This is a genomic window from Psychroserpens sp. XS_ASV72 (assembly GCF_041224425.1).
Taxonomy (GTDB): domain Bacteria; phylum Bacteroidota; class Bacteroidia; order Flavobacteriales; family Flavobacteriaceae; genus Psychroserpens.
Genome location: NZ_JBGFGL010000085.1, coordinates 73,348 through 89,565, shown reverse-complemented (window position 1 = coordinate 89,565; position 16,218 = coordinate 73,348). Strand labels below are relative to the sequence as shown.

The following is a 16,218-nucleotide window of genomic DNA, read 5'->3' as shown; positions in this document are numbered from 1 at the left end:
AAACTAACTCAAATTATACTTAAAAGTTATATCTTAGACTTACATTCCAAGTTCTTCCATAGCCAAAACGACCATTATTACTAGTATTTACTCCTTTATAGTTTTCTTCAGGATTTGCAGATCTTGGTGTATTACCAGAAACTGATTCTAAATACACTTCATCAAAAACGTTATTGATATTAACTCTGAATTGTAAAGAGTCGCTCCTATCTTTTCCTAATAACATTTTATAGCTAAGTCCTGCATCTACAGTATCGTAAGAAGGTAATGCAATTGGATCTTCAGCAAGGGAGCCAATAGAATAGAAATCATTATACCAGTTCCATGTTCCATCTACACTGAATCTCGGTAAAAACTCATAGATAAAATTTGCTCCAGCAGTCACTTGAGCAGCACCACCAACTTTAAAACCATCAATATCAATCTCAGTAGCGGTTCCTATTTCGTTACCATCACCATCAAAAGTTCGTTGTGTTGCCTTATCTGCAAACTCCCACTGACCTAAAGAGAGGAAACCATTTACTTTTAAATTGTCAAAAGGTCTAGTGAACACTTCCAATTCGACACCTTGGTGTACTTGCTTAACGCCTTGTGTTTGATATCCTTCGTAAGTTGGAGATTCTTGATCTTCACCATTGTCACTCAACAATGTTCTTTTGTCCCAAATAGTATGGTATAAATTTAAGTTTGCCGATATTTTGTTGCCTCCAAATTGATATCCCGTTTCAAAACCTGTAATTGTTTGGTTTTCTACTTCAGGTTTAATTAAATCGTTAGAATTTCTTGTGTTTACAAACAAATCATCATGAAATGGTTGACGAGAATAGAAGCCTGCATTAACAAACACCTTATGCTGATCCTGAATTGTATAAGACGCTCCGGCTTTTAAATTGTAACCAATATTTGATACCTTTTCAGACTTTTCAGACACACCTTCTTCTTGAGTAAAGAAGAACTCTTCTCTTTGATGATCTTGATTAGACAATGCACCTTGGAAAAATGCAGATACTTTATCTTTAGAATATTCTAGTTGACCAAATATACCATAATAGGTAATGACCTCTTCATAATCTCTATCCATACGTTGATCATGGTCTGTATTAGGATTGAAAACCATATTCCATGGATTAATGCCTCCAAAGGTTTCAGTAATTTGATATGTGCCTGAATAACCACTTGTAACTTCGACAGAAGTTGTAGATCCAACAAATTCATTAACACCTCTAAAATGTATTCCGTTATAAGTACGAATATCTGCTCCAACATTTAAGTTTAAAGTTTCCGAGAGCTCATTATTATAATTAGAAACCAAACCAAACCAATTGTGGTTATTAAATGAGCCTCTTACATACCCATTTCCATCACTTCCAATACTTTCAGAAGCAAAAGCACCGCGTCCGATAGATCCGTATAACACAGAAGACAAAGAAGACTTCTCATTGATGTTCCAATCCCACGATAAGTTGGCAACAGGTTTATGATATATATTTCGTCCGCCTGGATAACGTTTACCTCTTGGTCCATCAAGTGTATTAGGACTATTAACATCGCCTTGGTTCCAGCTATTATATTTTCTGCCGTTATCTAAAAAGTCTTGAATTGTTCCACTTCCAGCAGCAGCATGCCACTGAGGTGCACCCGTTAATAAAAAGTTGAATGCATGTGAATCATTTGGTTGGTATCCAACTGATAAAAAATAAGTTTGTCCTTGGCCATGTGTATAATTAACATAACCATCTCCTTGCCAGTGCCCCAACATAGCAGCAAATGACCATCCTTTACTATTTACTCCTGTTGAGTAGTAAGCTGTTGTTTTTATATAATCATCATTAGCAACCATCTGTTGGAAAAAACCTCCTTTTTTACTATCGATTGTTTTGGTTACTATGTTAACGGTTCCACCAACAGAAGAAATGGCCAATTTAGAAGATCCTAAACCACGCTGAACTTGGATTGCATTAGCGACATCTAAAACTCCAGACCAGTTTGACCAGTACATTCTACCGTCTTCCATACCATTAATTGGTTGTCCGTTTAATAAAAATGCTGTATTGGTTTGGTCAAAACCTCTTAAAAACATTTGTCCGTCACCAAATCCTCCAGCCTTAATATTCTGAACCGATGGTGTTGATTTCAATACCTCTGGTAAATCCCAGTTACCAGCTCTTTCTTGAATCTCTCCTCTTCTAATGGTTGATACTGCAACTGGAGTCTTTCTATCTTCAGCTAAATCAATAACACCAGACCCAACAATTACTATTTCCTCTAAAGTATTATCGGCTACTAATGTAAGTGTTCCAAAATCTTTAGATCCGCTAAAGGTTAATGAAAGACTTGTATAACCAACATAAGAAATAACAATCGTACCGTTTTCTTTTATTGTTTCTAAAGTGAAATTCCCGTCAATATCTGTACTAACACCATTTGACGTGCCTTTTTCAATAATGTTTGCTCCAGGAAGGGGAAATCCATCAGCTACTACAACACCTTTAAGAGTAGTTTGTGCCATTACTGTTGTAGTAATGCATAATGCCACAAAACATAAAATTTGAGTAATTTTTTTCATCATAATAGAATTTAATTTGTGCAAATTAACTTCGATATGACGATAAAAACTTTATGTTAATGTTAATGAATTGGAAAATATGGGTAAAGTTTTTTACTAAACTTTTACTGCTTATTTAACCTTTTTATAATACTCCAATAATTGTTGTGTTGAAGCATCGTGCGCATTAGACTCAGAATCAGAATTTAACTCTTTCAAAATGGTATTTGCCAGTTGTTTTCCGAGTTCAACTCCAAATTGGTCATAACTAAAAATATTCCAAACAATCCCTTGAACAAAGATTTTATGTTCGTACATAGCAATCAACTTCCCAAGGCTTTCTGGTGTCAATTTTTTTATGAGGATAGTTGTGGTTGGCTTATTGCCTTCAAAAACCTTGAAAGGTGTCAATTTTTTTATGGCTTCTTCTGAAAGACCTTGAGCTTTTAGTTCGGAAATGACTACTGCTTCAGGTTTGCCATTCATTAAGGCTTCTGTCTGAGCTAAAAAATTAGACATTAACTTATCTTGATGGTCTTGATTACCGTGTAATGCCTTAGCAAATCCGATAAACTCCGCAGGAATTAATTTCGTACCTTGATGAATCAACTGGAAAAAGGCATGTTGTGAATTTGTTCCAGGTTCACCCCAAATAATGGTGCCTGTTTGGTAATTGATTGGATCTCCATTTCTATCGATACTTTTACCATTGCTTTCCATGATGCCTTGCTGCAAATAGGTCGCAAATTGATTTAAGTATTGCGAATACGCAATGACCGCTTCACTTTCAGCATTGAAAAAATTATTGTACCAAACGCTTAGTAAAGCAGTAATGACGGGAATATTTCTTTCGAACGGCTCGTTTTTGAAATGCTCGTCCATTTTATGAGCGCCCAACAATAAACTTTCAAAATTTTCAAAACCAACTGCTAAGCTTATAGAAAGTCCAACAGCGCTCCAAAGCGAAAATCGGCCTCCAACCCAATTCCACATTGGAAAAATATTGGCTTCATCAATCCCAAAGTCTTTAACTTTCTCAATGTTCGTTGATACCGCAACAAAATGTTTGGACACGGCTTCCGATGGCGCATGTTTTAAAAACCATTCTCTAATGGTTGTTGCATTAGACAACGTTTCCTGTGTTGTAAATGTTTTGGAAACGATGACAAATAATGTCGTTTCTGGATTTAGTTTTTTAATGACTTCATTGACATGGTCACCATCCACATTGCTTACAAAGTGGGTTTTAAGATGATTAGAATAATAAGCCAAAGCATCCACCACCATAGCTGGCCCCAAATCGGAACCACCAATTCCAATATTTACAATATCTGTAAAAGCTTGACCAGAATAGGTATTGAATTCACCATTAATGACACGGTCTGAAAAGCTCTTTATTTTTGTCTTTACACCATCAACTTCAGGCATGACGTCTTGCCCATCAACCATGACTTGGGCATCTTTTGAATTTCTCAAAGCGGTATGCAATACAGCTCGTCCTTCAGTCTGATTGATTTCATCACCTTCAAAATACTTTGTCATAGCATCTTTTAAATCGACTTCATTCGCCAACTGAAAAAGAAGCTTCAAAGTTTCCTTAGTGATGCGATGTTTTGAATAATCAACAAAAAAATCTTCCCATTGAACAGAAAGTTCCTTAGCACGATCTTTATCGTCTTCAAAGAGATTTTTAAGATGTATGTTTTTTACTGTTGAAAAATGTTGCTGAAGTTTTTGCCATGCTTCAGTAGTAGTTGGGTTGATGGTTTTTAATGCCATTATTGGATTTCTGAGGTTAACACATTGTCTTCCGTTGGAAGTTCTATTTTAGTATCTTCAAATTGAATATTATCCAACTGATTTTTCAAAGGTTTGATAAATTCAAGATATTTTGACTTGAGTGAATCTGGAATCGATTCAGCAGCTGGGAGTTTTTGTTTGAACGGATCGACTTGTTTGCCATTTTTCCAAAAGCGATAACAGACATGTGGACCACCTGTATTACCAGTCATTCCAACCCATCCAATCACATCTCCTTGTTTTACATAATCCCCTTTTCTTACATTTTGCGCTTTCATGTGAAGGTATTGCGTACTATATGTAGCATTATGTTTAATCTTTACATATTTTCCGTTACCTCCTCGTCGTGTCGATTCTGTAACCGTTCCATTGGCTGTGGCAAGAATTTCAGTTCCAATAGGAGCCGCAAAATCAGTTCCTTTATGAGGTCTCAGTTTATAACCGTAATAGGCGATTCTTCGGTTGAGGTTATAGCGTGATGAAATTCTACTAAACTTCACAGGTGCCTTTAAAAATGTACGCCTTAAGCTTTTGGTGTTTTCATCAAAATAATCGGCAATGTTTTTAGTGCTATCGACCATAAAATTGAAGGCATAAAATGATTCATCACGATGTTGGAAATAGGCCGCATCAATACTTTCTATGCCAGCGTAAATCGAATCCTCAATAAAGCGTTGTTTGTATACAATCTTGAATCGATCGCCTTTTTGAAGTCTAAAGAAATCAATCGTCCAGGCATAAATATCAGACATGTCATTGATAAGCGAATACGGCAAGCCTTGGGATTCCATGGTTTCCGATAAGTTGTTCATAACGATTCCTGACGCCTCTTTTTGCACAATGGAAATTGGTTTTTTCCCTTTGTAAGCTTCAATAGAATCGGCAAATTTTATAACGACATAGTCAATGCTATTAGGTTGGTAAATAAAGCAGGTTGGCGTTTGCAAGGAATCGTTATTGCACAATAAGGTGTAAGGCTTACCAACTTGCAGTTTTCTGATGTCAAAGGAATCTTTGGCCTTTTCGGCAATGTTGAAAATTCTAGGATAACCTATATGATTGCGCTCAAGGATTTCACCAAAACTATCTCCTTTTTTAATGGTATCTTTTTTAACGATATAATCTTCAAGCACAAACCCAAATTCCTTGACAGGTTCTAGCTCAACAACTGTTTGTAAGTCTTTAATTTCAACTTTTTCTTTCTCTTTACAAGACCATATACCCAGACAAACAAAAACTGCTATTAATAATTTTTTTGGTTGCATTAATCAATTTAGATATTATAAGTTCTCTCCCCAATTTTTTAGTTCCTCTTCGCTCCAAAGCTCTGGAAAAAATATCCGTTTTTGATACTTTGGATGCATGTATTTTTTCCAATCACTTCCTCCAGTAGCCTCACCATCTCCCAAACCGCTTTCAATATAATGCCTCGCAGCATTATAATGTGCCATTACCCAAGTTATGTTTACTGTGTAATCGTAATGCCTCATGGCTTTGACCAAATCTTCGTCCTTTTGATCTTTTTCTGGTAACTCCTTAAACCTCGACCACAAATTCTTGGTATTATAGGTTTGCATGAATCGGATAAAATCGCCTTTATAACGTTTTTCAAAATTAGTTAAAAGTGTTGATTTTTTACCTGTTTTATAATCTTTACCAGCAGCTTGCCAATACAAGTGCTCAAAGGCGTGTTCAAAAGGTGTATTTCGGTCGATGGTTGCCCTAAATCTGAAATCAATCAAGTTGATCAATTCGGTTGATGCGAACTCAATCATGCGATATTGTGCACTTTGGAATCCACTTGCAGGTGTTAAGGTATATCGAAATTTCATGTATTGCTCAACTTCCATACCTTCTCTCATGATATTGAATGACGTTGTGAGCATATCAAAATAGCGACTGACACGCATGATTTTACTTTCAAAAAAGCTCACATTCAACTCTTCTTTTTCTGCCACTTGTTGAATCTCCCAAAGAATCATCTTAAAAATAAGTTCATTGATTTGATGATAGGCAATAAACACCATCTCATCAGGCAATGTTGTTCTTTGAACCTGAAGGCTTAATAAAGCATCGGTTTGAATATAGTCCCAATATGTAATAGGCTTACTGTAAAGTAAGCCATATAAGTGATCATCGGTATCTTGATCTATTGCAATATATTTTTGTTGTAATTGTTTGACGATATCGTCAAATTTATGCAAATCGTCCATATTTATAAGCTAGTCAAATTGTACTTGGAATGAATGTTTCAACCCTTTGAAAGCCTCCAAGTTGGCTTGAAGAGAACCAACGGCCAAATCTGCCTTGATCTTTAAGGGAATTTTATTGTCATCTGCACTTACCCAAAGCGTCAAACTTTCTTGCTCTTTAAACACACGACCAGCCATAACGTATGGTCTAAATTTAAGGGTTTTAACTTTTCCAAATTCTGTATCAATGGTTTCCCTTCCTAAAAACTTCAATCTGAAGTTATAGTTTTCTTCATCAAAAAACATGTTTAGCGTCACCACTTCTCCTTCTCTAATGTTATCTGTATCGTAGTTATTTCTTAAATAATAAAATGCTGAGACCATATCTTGAACATCCTTTTCGGTAGCAATGGTTTTTTGGGTTTTGTGCTTTTTATCATCAACGAAAGCTTGGCGCTTTTCATGATCAAAATCAATTTCGATATCCTTGGTATGTCCACCTTCATTAATTTTTCTAATGAACTTGTATGGCATCCCTGTTTCTTTATCGATGTAGCTTTCATAGCGATCTCTTACTTTAAAAAACCACTTGATCGCACCTGTTGTCCAACCTTTACCTACAACGTGGTAAACCGGTTTTCCATCAAGTACAGATTCCTTGACCTCCAAAGTAGCATTTCCAGCTTTCAGGAAATTACTATAGCTCATTTCAAATCGAAACCATTCTCCCTCTTGGTATGCTGTTTGTTCTTGTCCTTGCGGAAAACTCATACCAACAATTAATCCTATAATGAGTATTAAATTTTTCATATTCATTCAGTATTGTAATGTAACTATAAGGGTCACTTTTTATTATTTAAAAGGAAGAATTACAATTACTATTCCAAAAATAAAAAAAAAGTCGAAACATCGATTAATACTACTGTTATAGTTATGTTAGCGTTTTACAAAAAAAGACCTGCACATTTGCGCAGGTCTTTGATTTGTTTTAAACATTTTATAAGGTGCCTCGTTTGGCCTGTTCTCGCTCAATAGACTCAAAAAGTGCCTTAAAATTACCAGCTCCAAAACCTTTTGCTCCCATTCGTTGTATAATTTCAAAGAATAAGGTTGGTCGATCTTCTACTGGTTTTGTGAAGATTTGCAATAAATAACCTTCTTCATCTGCATCTACCAAAATAGACAGCTCTTGAAGTTTATTGATATCTTCTTTCATCATGTCTTGATGTTCTCCTAAGCGTTCAGGTATCATATCGTAATACGCTTGAGGAGGAGGCGGTAAAAATTCGACACCTCTTGCCTTCAACTGAGATACTGTTTCAATAATATCATCAGTGGCTACAGCAATGTGCTGTACTCCTTCGCCTTCGTAAAAATCGAGATATTCTTCAATTTGAGATTTCTTTGCTGCTTTTGCTGGCTCATTAATTGGGAACTTGATCCGACCATTACCATTACTCATCACCTTACTCATAAGTGCTGAATATTCGGTATGGATTTGCTTATCATCAAATGAAAGGAAGTTAACGAATCCCATAACATCTTCATACCACTTTACCCATTTGTTCATTTGTCCCCAACCAACATTTCCTACCATGTGGTCAATATATTTTAGACCAACAGGTTTTGGGTTGTAGTCTGATTCCCAAGGTATAAATCCAGGTAAAAACTTGCCATTGTAGTTTTTGCGTTCTACAAACATATGAACCGTTTCACCATAGGTGTAAATTCCTGCTCTAACAACTTCACCATATTCGTCCTTTTCAACTGTTGGCTCCATGTAAACCTTAGCACCACGTTTAGTAGTTTCCTCGAAGGATTTACGAGCATCATCTACCCAAAGCGCCACCACCTTGACACCATCACCATGTTTGACTATATGATCATTTATAGACGATTTACTATTTAACGGTGTGGTAAGTACCAATCTTATTTTATCTTGCTTAAGAACATAGCTCACCTCGTTTTTAGATCCTGTTTCCAATCCTTTGTAAGCATAGGATTGAAATCCGAATGCTGTTTTATAAAAATGTGCAGACTGTTTTGCGTTTCCAACGTAAAACTCTACATAATCTGTACCTAAAAGCGGAAGAAAATCTTCGGCGCCTTCAAATATTTTTTCTAATCCGTAATCGACACTTTTAACTTCTTTTGCCATAATATCTTTGTTTTATTGTTATCGTTACTATGCTTATTAATAACGATTGTGTTGTGTTTTATTCTAGCCCTGATTGCAGCGGCATCCTTTTTGTGTAGCAAAAAGATACAGCGGAAAGCAGGAATAGCTCCTAATGATTAATTTATTCCAACCAAGATTTATAATAATCTTCATCGGCTATTTTTAATGCCTCTTCAGTGATTTGTAAAGGTTTAAAGGTATCTACCATAACCGCCAACTCTTCTGTGTCAACTTTACCGATACTACGTTCGGTTGCTCCAGGATGCGGCCCATGAGGAATCCCAGCTGGATGCAATGAAATGTGCCCAGCCTCAATATCATTCCGACTCATAAAATCTCCATCGACATAGTACAACACCTCATCACTATCAATATTACTATGGTTATATGGTGCTGGAATACCCTCTGGATGGTAATCGTATAGTCGAGGCACGAAACTACACACTACAAATGCATCGGTTTCAAAGGTTTGATGTACTGGAGGTGGTTGATGAATGCGTCCAGTTATTGGCTCAAAATCATGGATTGAAAACGCATAGGGATAATTGTAGCCATCATAGCCTACTACATCAAAAGGATGCGAGGCATAGACCATATCAAAGATTTCATCCTTGCGTTTGACTTTCATTAAAAATTCACCTGATTCATTATAGGTCTCCAGTTCATGAGGCTGACGTATATCCCTTTCGCAGAAAGGCGAGTGTTCCAATAATTGTCCGAACCAATTTCTGTAGCGCTTTGGCGTGTAAATTGGTCGTCGCGATTCGACTATGAACAATCGATTGTCTTCCGTATCAAAATCTATTTTATAGATAATGCCACGAGGGATGAGTAGGTAATCACCATATTTAAAATCTAAGTTTCCTAAATGGGTTCTGAGTTTACCTGTTCCTTTATGAACAAAAATCAGTTCATCTGCATCGGCATTTTTATAGAAATACTCTGATGTAGATTGTTTAGGTGCTGCTAAAATAATGGTGCAGTCACTATTGGTTAAGACTGCTTTTCTACTGTCTAAGTAATCATTTTCGGGTTTGACTTGAAACCCTTTGAAACGATAGGACTGAAGACTATTTGCCTTCGCTATTTTTGGTGCCACACTGTATTGTCGCTTAATGGCTTTTACTTGTGTTGGACGTTGTTCGTGATAGGAATTGGTTGACATTCCATCAAAACCTATGGTTCCAAACAACTGTTCGTAATACAAATTGCCATCATCTTTTCTAAATTGAATATGTCGCTTATGAGGAATTTTCCCAAGCTTATGATAAAAAGGCATGCTTTTATATTTTAATATTAAAAAATTGAATGTCTTAAATGAAGTGTTTTAAAAATTCTTCATTTGTTATAAAGATACAACAATGTGCGCTTATTCCGGATTTCTCTTGATAAGAGATTTTAATAGTAGTAAAATATTTTGCCAGAATACATTCATGCTTACAAATATCGTGGATTTCATCAAGACTTAAAACACAATAACAAAAAATTATATAGAATATTTTCTATATTTAAATTTTTTTTTCTATGTTTGTTCAACTAGGCATTCAATAAAAGGTATCAAAGAAGTCGCCTTGAGTTAATGCATAGCATGTTGCAACAGAAACGAGCACTTGTTTTTTTTGACTTCCTTAAACAGACTTCTTGACGATTAAAGAACTTCTTACAGTATTAATCAACCTGAAAACTATTTTCAGTTAAATTCAAGAATTATGAAAAACATTATTACAGTACTTATTTTATTAATAGGTGTTCATTTAAATGCTCAAGGAGTTAGTATTTGCAATGTTAGAATCTTAAGTATTTCAGCTAGTGGATCAATAGGTTATAGCCAAGAAGGAGAAGAACAAGGTTTTGACTTTTCAAAAATCTGCGTTACAGTTGTAGGAACCGCAAACCTTTGTGACGAGAACGGACAAGTCATAGGAGGACAACTAACATTAACCTTACAGTCTCAAGGTTGTAACAGTGAACGTCTTGCCGATGAAGGCATGTCTATGGACAACCTATTTATGCCACTAGAGTTATTGGGTGATGCTCCTACATTTGAAGGTCAAGACATAGCATTGGTGTTTCCAAACCCAAGCAAAGGATTATTCACACTTAAAACAAAAAAGGATAATCTAGAGAGAAAAATCTCCTTGATTTCTTTAGTTGACGGAAGACCTCTTAAAAATGCCGTCATTCAAAAGTCTGATAAAGGGTATGTCATTGATCTTTCGGCTTATCCTGATGGAATGTATTTGGTAACCTATGAAGAGGATAACCAGAAATTCTCACAAAAAATAATCAAAAATTAAATCACTAACCAGCTTATAGGCTAGGCTTATAAGTTCAAAATTTAGAAATCATGAAAATTTATATTGCTTTTTTATGTGTGGCTTTTCTTTCTTTATCCTGTTCAAAGGACAATAATGAGGAAATCATACCTGTCAACGAAAATTCAAGTCAAACCAGTGCGAGACTACCTGAGTGTCCGCCTAATAGTCATGCGGTACTACATTACCAATTCAGTTCATTTCGATTTAAGAGACCAAAATATGATTGTGAAAGAGGATTTTGGTTTTGCTTTACTGATCCAGAATGGCAAGTGCATTGTGTAGACAACTATAACGGAGCTGTGGTTAAAACTATAAGTCTCTCGAATGTAGACCAAATTGAAGAAAGAACCACCGTTGCAGGTCTTATAAACAAAGGAGATAAAATCGTGGACTTTTATTTTCCAATTGAGTTAGTAGGTCTCGATGGCAATACCTTAGAAGATTTTGCTATCTTTAATGTGGATGACGACGAAAACATCTATATCACCAATGGAGTAACTTTGATTCCAGGGGATTATCCTTCAAGAGTTGAAGGAAGCGAAATTATCGTATCTGTTAATTTTCAATAAATAAGTGTTATGACAAACCGTTTGCTACTTGTAAGCCTTAGTATATTACTCTCTTTAATTTTTGTAGGCTGCCAACCCACTTTAAAGTTTATTTATGGTGTTGATAAAGACAAATATTTTGACAGTCTTGAGGACTACAAAAGCTTTGTCGAAAGAAAAACCAAATTAGACACCGATAAATTTTATTTAGTGGAGAATGATAATTTATTTAATTTAATGGAGGAATTTTCAGGTAAATCTTTTGGTTATTACTATGGAACTATCAATAAAGGCAAACTTGTAGCAGACGGTTTAAATTCAGGAATTGACACCAGTTGCTATGGTTCGGTCTTGAATGCCTTGAAATCTAATGACATGCATACCGAAAGCCCTAAGGATTGTAGAATTGTAAACTACGCTTATATAACTTTCAGTAAACAAGGCGTTAATTTAGATTTTGAAGAAGACACTGCTGTTTTTCTTTTTACTTATAAACGTGGTAGGTTCAACAATGACATTCTAAAATTAATTGAAGAGGTTCGTTCACAAAACAAAGATTATATCATACTTAGTGTGGACAATCATTACATCAAAGATCAAAACCAAAATCCGATGTTAAAAAACCAAATGCTTTTACCTGCCTCAGGCGAGTAAGACACTTTAGCTTGTATTGGACCCAAAAAAGTTTCAACTCCATATCCTAGTGCATAGCCTCTGTAATCAGGAAGAGTAAACCATTCACCTGATTCAAAAATTCCATTGTCAACATTGGCCCAATTACCTTCCAAGGTGATATGATGCTTTTTGAAGACTTCATAATCAGCTCCTATATAGGTTTTAACATAACTATTCCCTATGAGTGAAATGAAATCGTATCCATAGAAAGGAATAAAATTATTTATAAAATCATTCCCATAGCCTCCAAGTGCAAAGTCTAAAGTATTGGTATTATTCTCACCAATCTTAAAACCGCCTTCGGTAGTTAAATTAAAGGATAATTTATCGGAAACACTGAATGCATATCCCATTTTAGCCTTAGCGATAGAGAATGGTTCAAAGTCTTGATTGAAATCTGAAGCCATTAAATACCAATGAAAGTCACCATCAAATAACAACCCTCTTTTTGGAAAATACTTATTGTCATAAGTGTCAAGCATTAAGGTTCCAAAAACACTACCATAATCTGTACTTTCAAAAACAAATTGATCGGTTTGAGAATTAATAGTTATTGTTTCAGATTGTATTTTTAATCGCTTGTGTTCAGCTCCAATACTTAAGGCAAAATCTTTTCTAAACAAGGTTTGAAGATAAAATTGATTGGTTTGATCTTGAAGTTCAACATCAATTTTATTCAATCCAGAACCAATTAATTGAAAGTCCTCAATTAGAAGATCGGGTCTGATACTTCTTTCAAACTGGTTATACCTCGAACGCATTCCAATACTCCAATAAAATCCTTTATCGATAAAGTATTCAAAATTAAATCTCACATTATCTCCTAAAATAACATCCAATGATGCAACATCATTATCAAATAGCAACCTTTTTTTGGTGAGATTCACTAGAGCTGCACTTTTATAAAGATCGTCGTAATGAAGTCCGAGCTTAATAAAAGTTGTGATTTCATTTTCTTTAATATCTGCATAAAGATCATAACCGTCTTTATTTTTAGACTTTTTAAACCGATACTTAAAGGTTTGGAAATTATTTGTTGCCATTAGGTTATTCACCCCTTTATTAAAATCCTTATAGCTAACTTTTGAATTGTCTTTAAACTTTAGTTTCCCAAGAATATAGGAACGCGTATATCTTTTTTTTCCTTCAACTGAAATTAAGTTGATTTGAATACTGTCTTTTGAAAAACCAAGATTTTCATAAACATACTCACGTTCATGTTTAGGCAATTGAGATAATGCTGGTACCTTTTCTAAGGTCGCCACTTTTCCGTTTTCAATTATTTTTTCCCCTTCACTGAAAGAAACAACTGTAAAGTCCTTTATATCTGGATGAATATAAATATCCGTTTTTTTGGATTTTATTTTCATGTCATTTATAGTTCTGAAATTATTGATCTGCAATAAGACATCAGGCGCAGAAGTGAGTTCTGTCCTATCTCTTAGTCCATCCTGAACATCAACACCTACAATGACATCCATGCCCTTGGCCCTAAGTTCATCAACAGGATAGTTGTTAACAACACCTCCATCGATTAATAATTGTCCATCAATCATAACTGGCTGAAATAATGATGGAAATGCGCCACTAGCTGTGACAGACTCAGCTAAATTTCCAGAATCTAAAATAACCGCTTCTCCCGTTTCAACATTTGTTGCCACACAAAAAAACGGAATTGGCAATTGGTCAAAATCATTAATCTCACTAACATGTAGTGTGAGTTTGGTAAGTAAATTGAATACATTCTGTCCTCTTGATAGTGCAGAGGGCAACTTAATCTTGAATTTATCAAATGGTAGACTTAGTGCGTACTTTTCCTCATTATCGCGCTCGTAAAATGTTTTTGCATCTCGTGGTAAGTTATCATTAATAACCGCATCAAAATCTAGACTTTTAAAAATAGAGTCTAATTGTTTTCCTGAGTAACCTGAAGCATATAATGACCCTACAATAGCACCCATACTAGTACCAGCAACATAATCTATTTTAATACCAAGACTATCAATAACCTTGAGTGCACCAATATGCGCAAAACCTTTTGCTCCACCTCCACTGAGCACGAGTCCAACCTTAGGTTTTTTAATCGAAGTTGAATCTTGTCCTTTAACCAACAAAGGAAACACAAAGAGCAATAAGACAATTAGGAGCTTTTTCATTGATTATTGTTATAGTAGGCTTTTATTTTTTTTGCTTTTGAAGATCCAACCACATTAGCCAAGTCTTGCTCTGAAGCATTTGAAATACGTTTAACAGATTTAAAAGCCTTCATAAGCGAAACAATAGTTTGCTCGCCAATTCCAGGAATGGTTTCCAATTCTGTAGTTAGTGCACTCTTACTTCTTCTGTTGCGATGGTGTTCAATTCCAAAGCGATGGGCTTCGTTTCTAAGATGCTGAATGACTTTCAAGGTTTCACTTTTCTTGTCTAAATATAAAGGAATTGGATCATCTGGATAAAATAATTCTTCCAAACGTTTCGCAATCCCGATGATTGCAATTTTATCTCTCAAATTTAAGGCCTCCAGACTTTTTAACGCCGAAGACAACTGTCCCTTTCCGCCGTCAATAATAATTAATTGTGGTAAAGGCTGTTGTTCATCCAAAAGACGCTTATACCTTCGATATACCACTTCTTCCATAGAAGCAAAATCATCTGGTCCTTCGACAGTTTTGATATTAAAATGCCTATAATCCTTTTTACTGGGTTTCCCATCTTTAAATACCACACATGCAGCTACAGGGTTAGTGCCTTGAATATTGGAATTGTCAAAACATTCAATATGTCGCGGTTCTTCAGACAATCTTAAATCGGCTTTCATTTGAGCCATAATTCGATTAGCGTGGCGATCTGGATCGACAATCTTTACCTGTTTAAAGCGCTCCATACGATAGTACTTAGCATTTCTCAAGGATAAATCTACAATCTTTTTTTTGTCCCCAACTTTAGGGACAGTAACTTTTACATCTTGTCCCAAGTCGACTTTAAAAGGCACGTAAATTTCTTTTGAATTGGAATTAAAGCGCTGTCTAATTTCAGTTATTGCCAATTCCAATAAGGCTTTGTCAGATTCGTCCAATTTTTTCTTTATTTCCAAAGTATGCGACCTAATGATGCTTCCGTAGGATAACTGTAAAAAATTGACATATCCATAAGATTCATCGCTCATGATAGAGAAGACATCCACATTACTGATTTTAGGATTTACTATGGTTGACTTTGCTTGGTAATTCTCTAAAACCTCAATCTTTTCCTTAATACGCTGTGCTTCCTCAAACTGCATTTCACTTGCCAAATCTTTCATTTGCGTTTTAAACTGAGACAAAGAATCCTTAAAATTTCCTTTAATGATTTCTCTAATAACTGTAATATGCCTATTGTATTCGTCTTCGCTTTGTAAGCCTTCACAAGGACCTTTACAATTTCCCAAATGATATTCTAAACACACCTTATATTTACCTGATTCAACTTTTTCTTTTGATAGGTTATAATTACAAGTTCTTAAGCTATACAATCCTTTTATAAGGTCTAATAATGTATGAACTGTTTTCATACTTGTATATGGACCAAAATATTCGGAACCATCCTTGATAACACGACGTGTTGGAAACACTCTTGGAAATCGCTCTTTTTTAATACAAATCCATGGATAGGATTTGTCATCTTTAAGCATCACATTATAACGCGGCTTGTATTTTTTAATCAGATTATTCTCTAATAATAAAGCATCCTTCTCTGTTTCAACAACGATATGCTTTATCGAGGCAATTTTCTTTACCATAACACGTGTTCGACCATTATCGTGAGTTTTGGTAAAATAGGAACTCACTCTCTTTTTGAGGTTTTTGGCCTTCCCAACGTAAATAAGCTTACCGTCAGCATCATAATATTGATACACTCCAGGTTCTTGAGGCACTGTTTTTAATTGGATATCGAGAGCGGGTTTTTCCATAATATCAAAGTT

12 protein-coding genes are annotated in these 16,218 nt (G+C 35.3%); 3 read left to right on the top strand and 9 right to left on the bottom strand.

Annotated features, from left to right (window positions below; translation table 11 throughout):
- Positions 1-19: 19 nt before the first annotated feature.
- From AB9K26_RS13935 to AB9K26_RS13905, 7 genes are all read right to left on the bottom strand, one after another.
- Positions 20-2,566 carry a TonB-dependent receptor domain-containing protein gene (locus AB9K26_RS13935; protein ID WP_369973178.1) on the bottom strand — a complete coding sequence of 849 codons (2,547 nt, stop codon included), beginning with the start codon at positions 2,564-2,566 and terminating at the stop codon, positions 20-22.
- 111 nt (positions 2,567-2,677) lie between these two features.
- Complete coding sequence (gene pgi, locus AB9K26_RS13930; RefSeq protein WP_369973177.1) at positions 2,678-4,324, bottom strand: glucose-6-phosphate isomerase; 1,647 nt, start codon at positions 4,322-4,324, stop codon at positions 2,678-2,680.
- Positions 4,324-5,610 carry a peptidoglycan DD-metalloendopeptidase family protein gene (locus AB9K26_RS13925; RefSeq protein ID WP_369973176.1) on the bottom strand — a complete coding sequence of 429 codons (1,287 nt, stop codon included), beginning with the start codon at positions 5,608-5,610 and terminating at the stop codon, positions 4,324-4,326. Before AB9K26_RS13925 ends, pgi begins: the two co-directional genes overlap by 1 nt.
- A 15-nt stretch (positions 5,611-5,625) precedes the next feature.
- Positions 5,626-6,558: a tryptophan 2,3-dioxygenase family protein gene (locus AB9K26_RS13920; RefSeq protein ID WP_369973175.1), complete on the bottom strand. Its 933-nt coding sequence runs from the start codon at positions 6,556-6,558 to the stop codon at positions 5,626-5,628.
- 9 nt (positions 6,559-6,567) lie between these two features.
- A complete protein-coding gene (locus AB9K26_RS13915) occupies positions 6,568-7,347 on the bottom strand; it encodes a DUF3108 domain-containing protein (protein WP_369973174.1) in 780 nt (259 codons plus the stop codon).
- Positions 7,348-7,534: 187 nt separating this feature from the next.
- A complete protein-coding gene (gene hppD, locus AB9K26_RS13910) occupies positions 7,535-8,695 on the bottom strand; it encodes a 4-hydroxyphenylpyruvate dioxygenase (RefSeq protein ID WP_369973173.1) in 1,161 nt (386 codons plus the stop codon).
- A 142-nt stretch (positions 8,696-8,837) separates the two neighbouring features.
- On the bottom strand, positions 8,838-9,995 hold the full coding sequence (locus AB9K26_RS13905; RefSeq protein WP_369973172.1) for a homogentisate 1,2-dioxygenase: 1,158 nt from the start codon (positions 9,993-9,995) through the stop codon (positions 8,838-8,840).
- Between the two features lie 430 nt (positions 9,996-10,425).
- Here AB9K26_RS13905 and AB9K26_RS13900 point away from each other — a divergent pair, with 430 nt between their 5' ends.
- Genes AB9K26_RS13900 through AB9K26_RS13890 form a run of 3 tightly spaced genes read left to right on the top strand, consistent with a single transcriptional unit; the run spans position 10,426 to position 12,236 of the window.
- Complete coding sequence (locus tag AB9K26_RS13900) at positions 10,426-11,013, top strand: T9SS type A sorting domain-containing protein (RefSeq protein ID WP_369973171.1); 588 nt, start codon at positions 10,426-10,428, stop codon at positions 11,011-11,013.
- A gap of 50 nt (positions 11,014-11,063) precedes the next feature.
- Positions 11,064-11,603, top strand: a complete 540-nt coding sequence (locus AB9K26_RS13895; RefSeq protein WP_369973170.1) for a hypothetical protein — start codon at positions 11,064-11,066, stop codon at positions 11,601-11,603.
- 9 nt (positions 11,604-11,612) lie between these two features.
- On the top strand, positions 11,613-12,236 hold the full coding sequence (locus tag AB9K26_RS13890; protein WP_369973169.1) for a hypothetical protein: 624 nt from the start codon (positions 11,613-11,615) through the stop codon (positions 12,234-12,236).
- On the opposite strand, the gene AB9K26_RS13885 is transcribed toward AB9K26_RS13890, so the two are convergent.
- Together AB9K26_RS13885 and uvrC are read right to left on the bottom strand one after the other, a co-directional pair.
- A complete protein-coding gene (locus tag AB9K26_RS13885; RefSeq protein WP_369973168.1) occupies positions 12,179-14,413 on the bottom strand; it encodes a patatin-like phospholipase family protein in 2,235 nt (744 codons plus the stop codon). The two genes, AB9K26_RS13890 and AB9K26_RS13885, sit on opposite strands and share 58 nt — an antisense overlap.
- On the bottom strand, positions 14,410-16,206 hold the full coding sequence (uvrC, locus tag AB9K26_RS13880) for an excinuclease ABC subunit UvrC (RefSeq protein ID WP_369973167.1): 1,797 nt from the start codon (positions 16,204-16,206) through the stop codon (positions 14,410-14,412). The genes AB9K26_RS13885 and uvrC overlap by 4 nt, the downstream gene beginning before the upstream one ends.
- Positions 16,207-16,218: the final 12 nt, after the last annotated feature.

Excerpts from the sequence above, each read along its gene's own strand:
- AB9K26_RS13925 (WP_369973176.1), bottom strand. The coding sequence starts at position 5,610 with ATGCAACCAAAAAAATTATTAATAGCAGTTTTTGTTTGTCTGGGTATA.
- uvrC (WP_369973167.1), bottom strand. The coding sequence starts at position 16,206 with ATGGAAAAACCCGCTCTCGATATCCAATTAAAAACAGTGCCTCAAGAA.
- AB9K26_RS13915 (WP_369973174.1), bottom strand. The coding sequence starts at position 7,347 with ATGAAAAATTTAATACTCATTATAGGATTAATTGTTGGTATGAGTTTT.
- pgi (WP_369973177.1), bottom strand. The coding sequence starts at position 4,324 with ATGGCATTAAAAACCATCAACCCAACTACTACTGAAGCATGGCAAAAA.
- AB9K26_RS13935 (WP_369973178.1), bottom strand. The coding sequence starts at position 2,566 with ATGAAAAAAATTACTCAAATTTTATGTTTTGTGGCATTATGCATTACT.
- AB9K26_RS13905 (WP_369973172.1), bottom strand. The coding sequence starts at position 9,995 with ATGCCTTTTTATCATAAGCTTGGGAAAATTCCTCATAAGCGACATATT.
- hppD (WP_369973173.1), bottom strand. The coding sequence starts at position 8,695 with ATGGCAAAAGAAGTTAAAAGTGTCGATTACGGATTAGAAAAAATATTT.
- AB9K26_RS13895 (WP_369973170.1), top strand. The coding sequence starts at position 11,064 with ATGAAAATTTATATTGCTTTTTTATGTGTGGCTTTTCTTTCTTTATCC.
- AB9K26_RS13920 (WP_369973175.1), bottom strand. The coding sequence starts at position 6,558 with ATGGACGATTTGCATAAATTTGACGATATCGTCAAACAATTACAACAA.
- AB9K26_RS13900 (WP_369973171.1), top strand. The coding sequence starts at position 10,426 with ATGAAAAACATTATTACAGTACTTATTTTATTAATAGGTGTTCATTTA.
- AB9K26_RS13885 (WP_369973168.1), bottom strand. The coding sequence starts at position 14,413 with ATGAAAAAGCTCCTAATTGTCTTATTGCTCTTTGTGTTTCCTTTGTTG.
- AB9K26_RS13890 (WP_369973169.1), top strand. The coding sequence starts at position 11,613 with ATGACAAACCGTTTGCTACTTGTAAGCCTTAGTATATTACTCTCTTTA.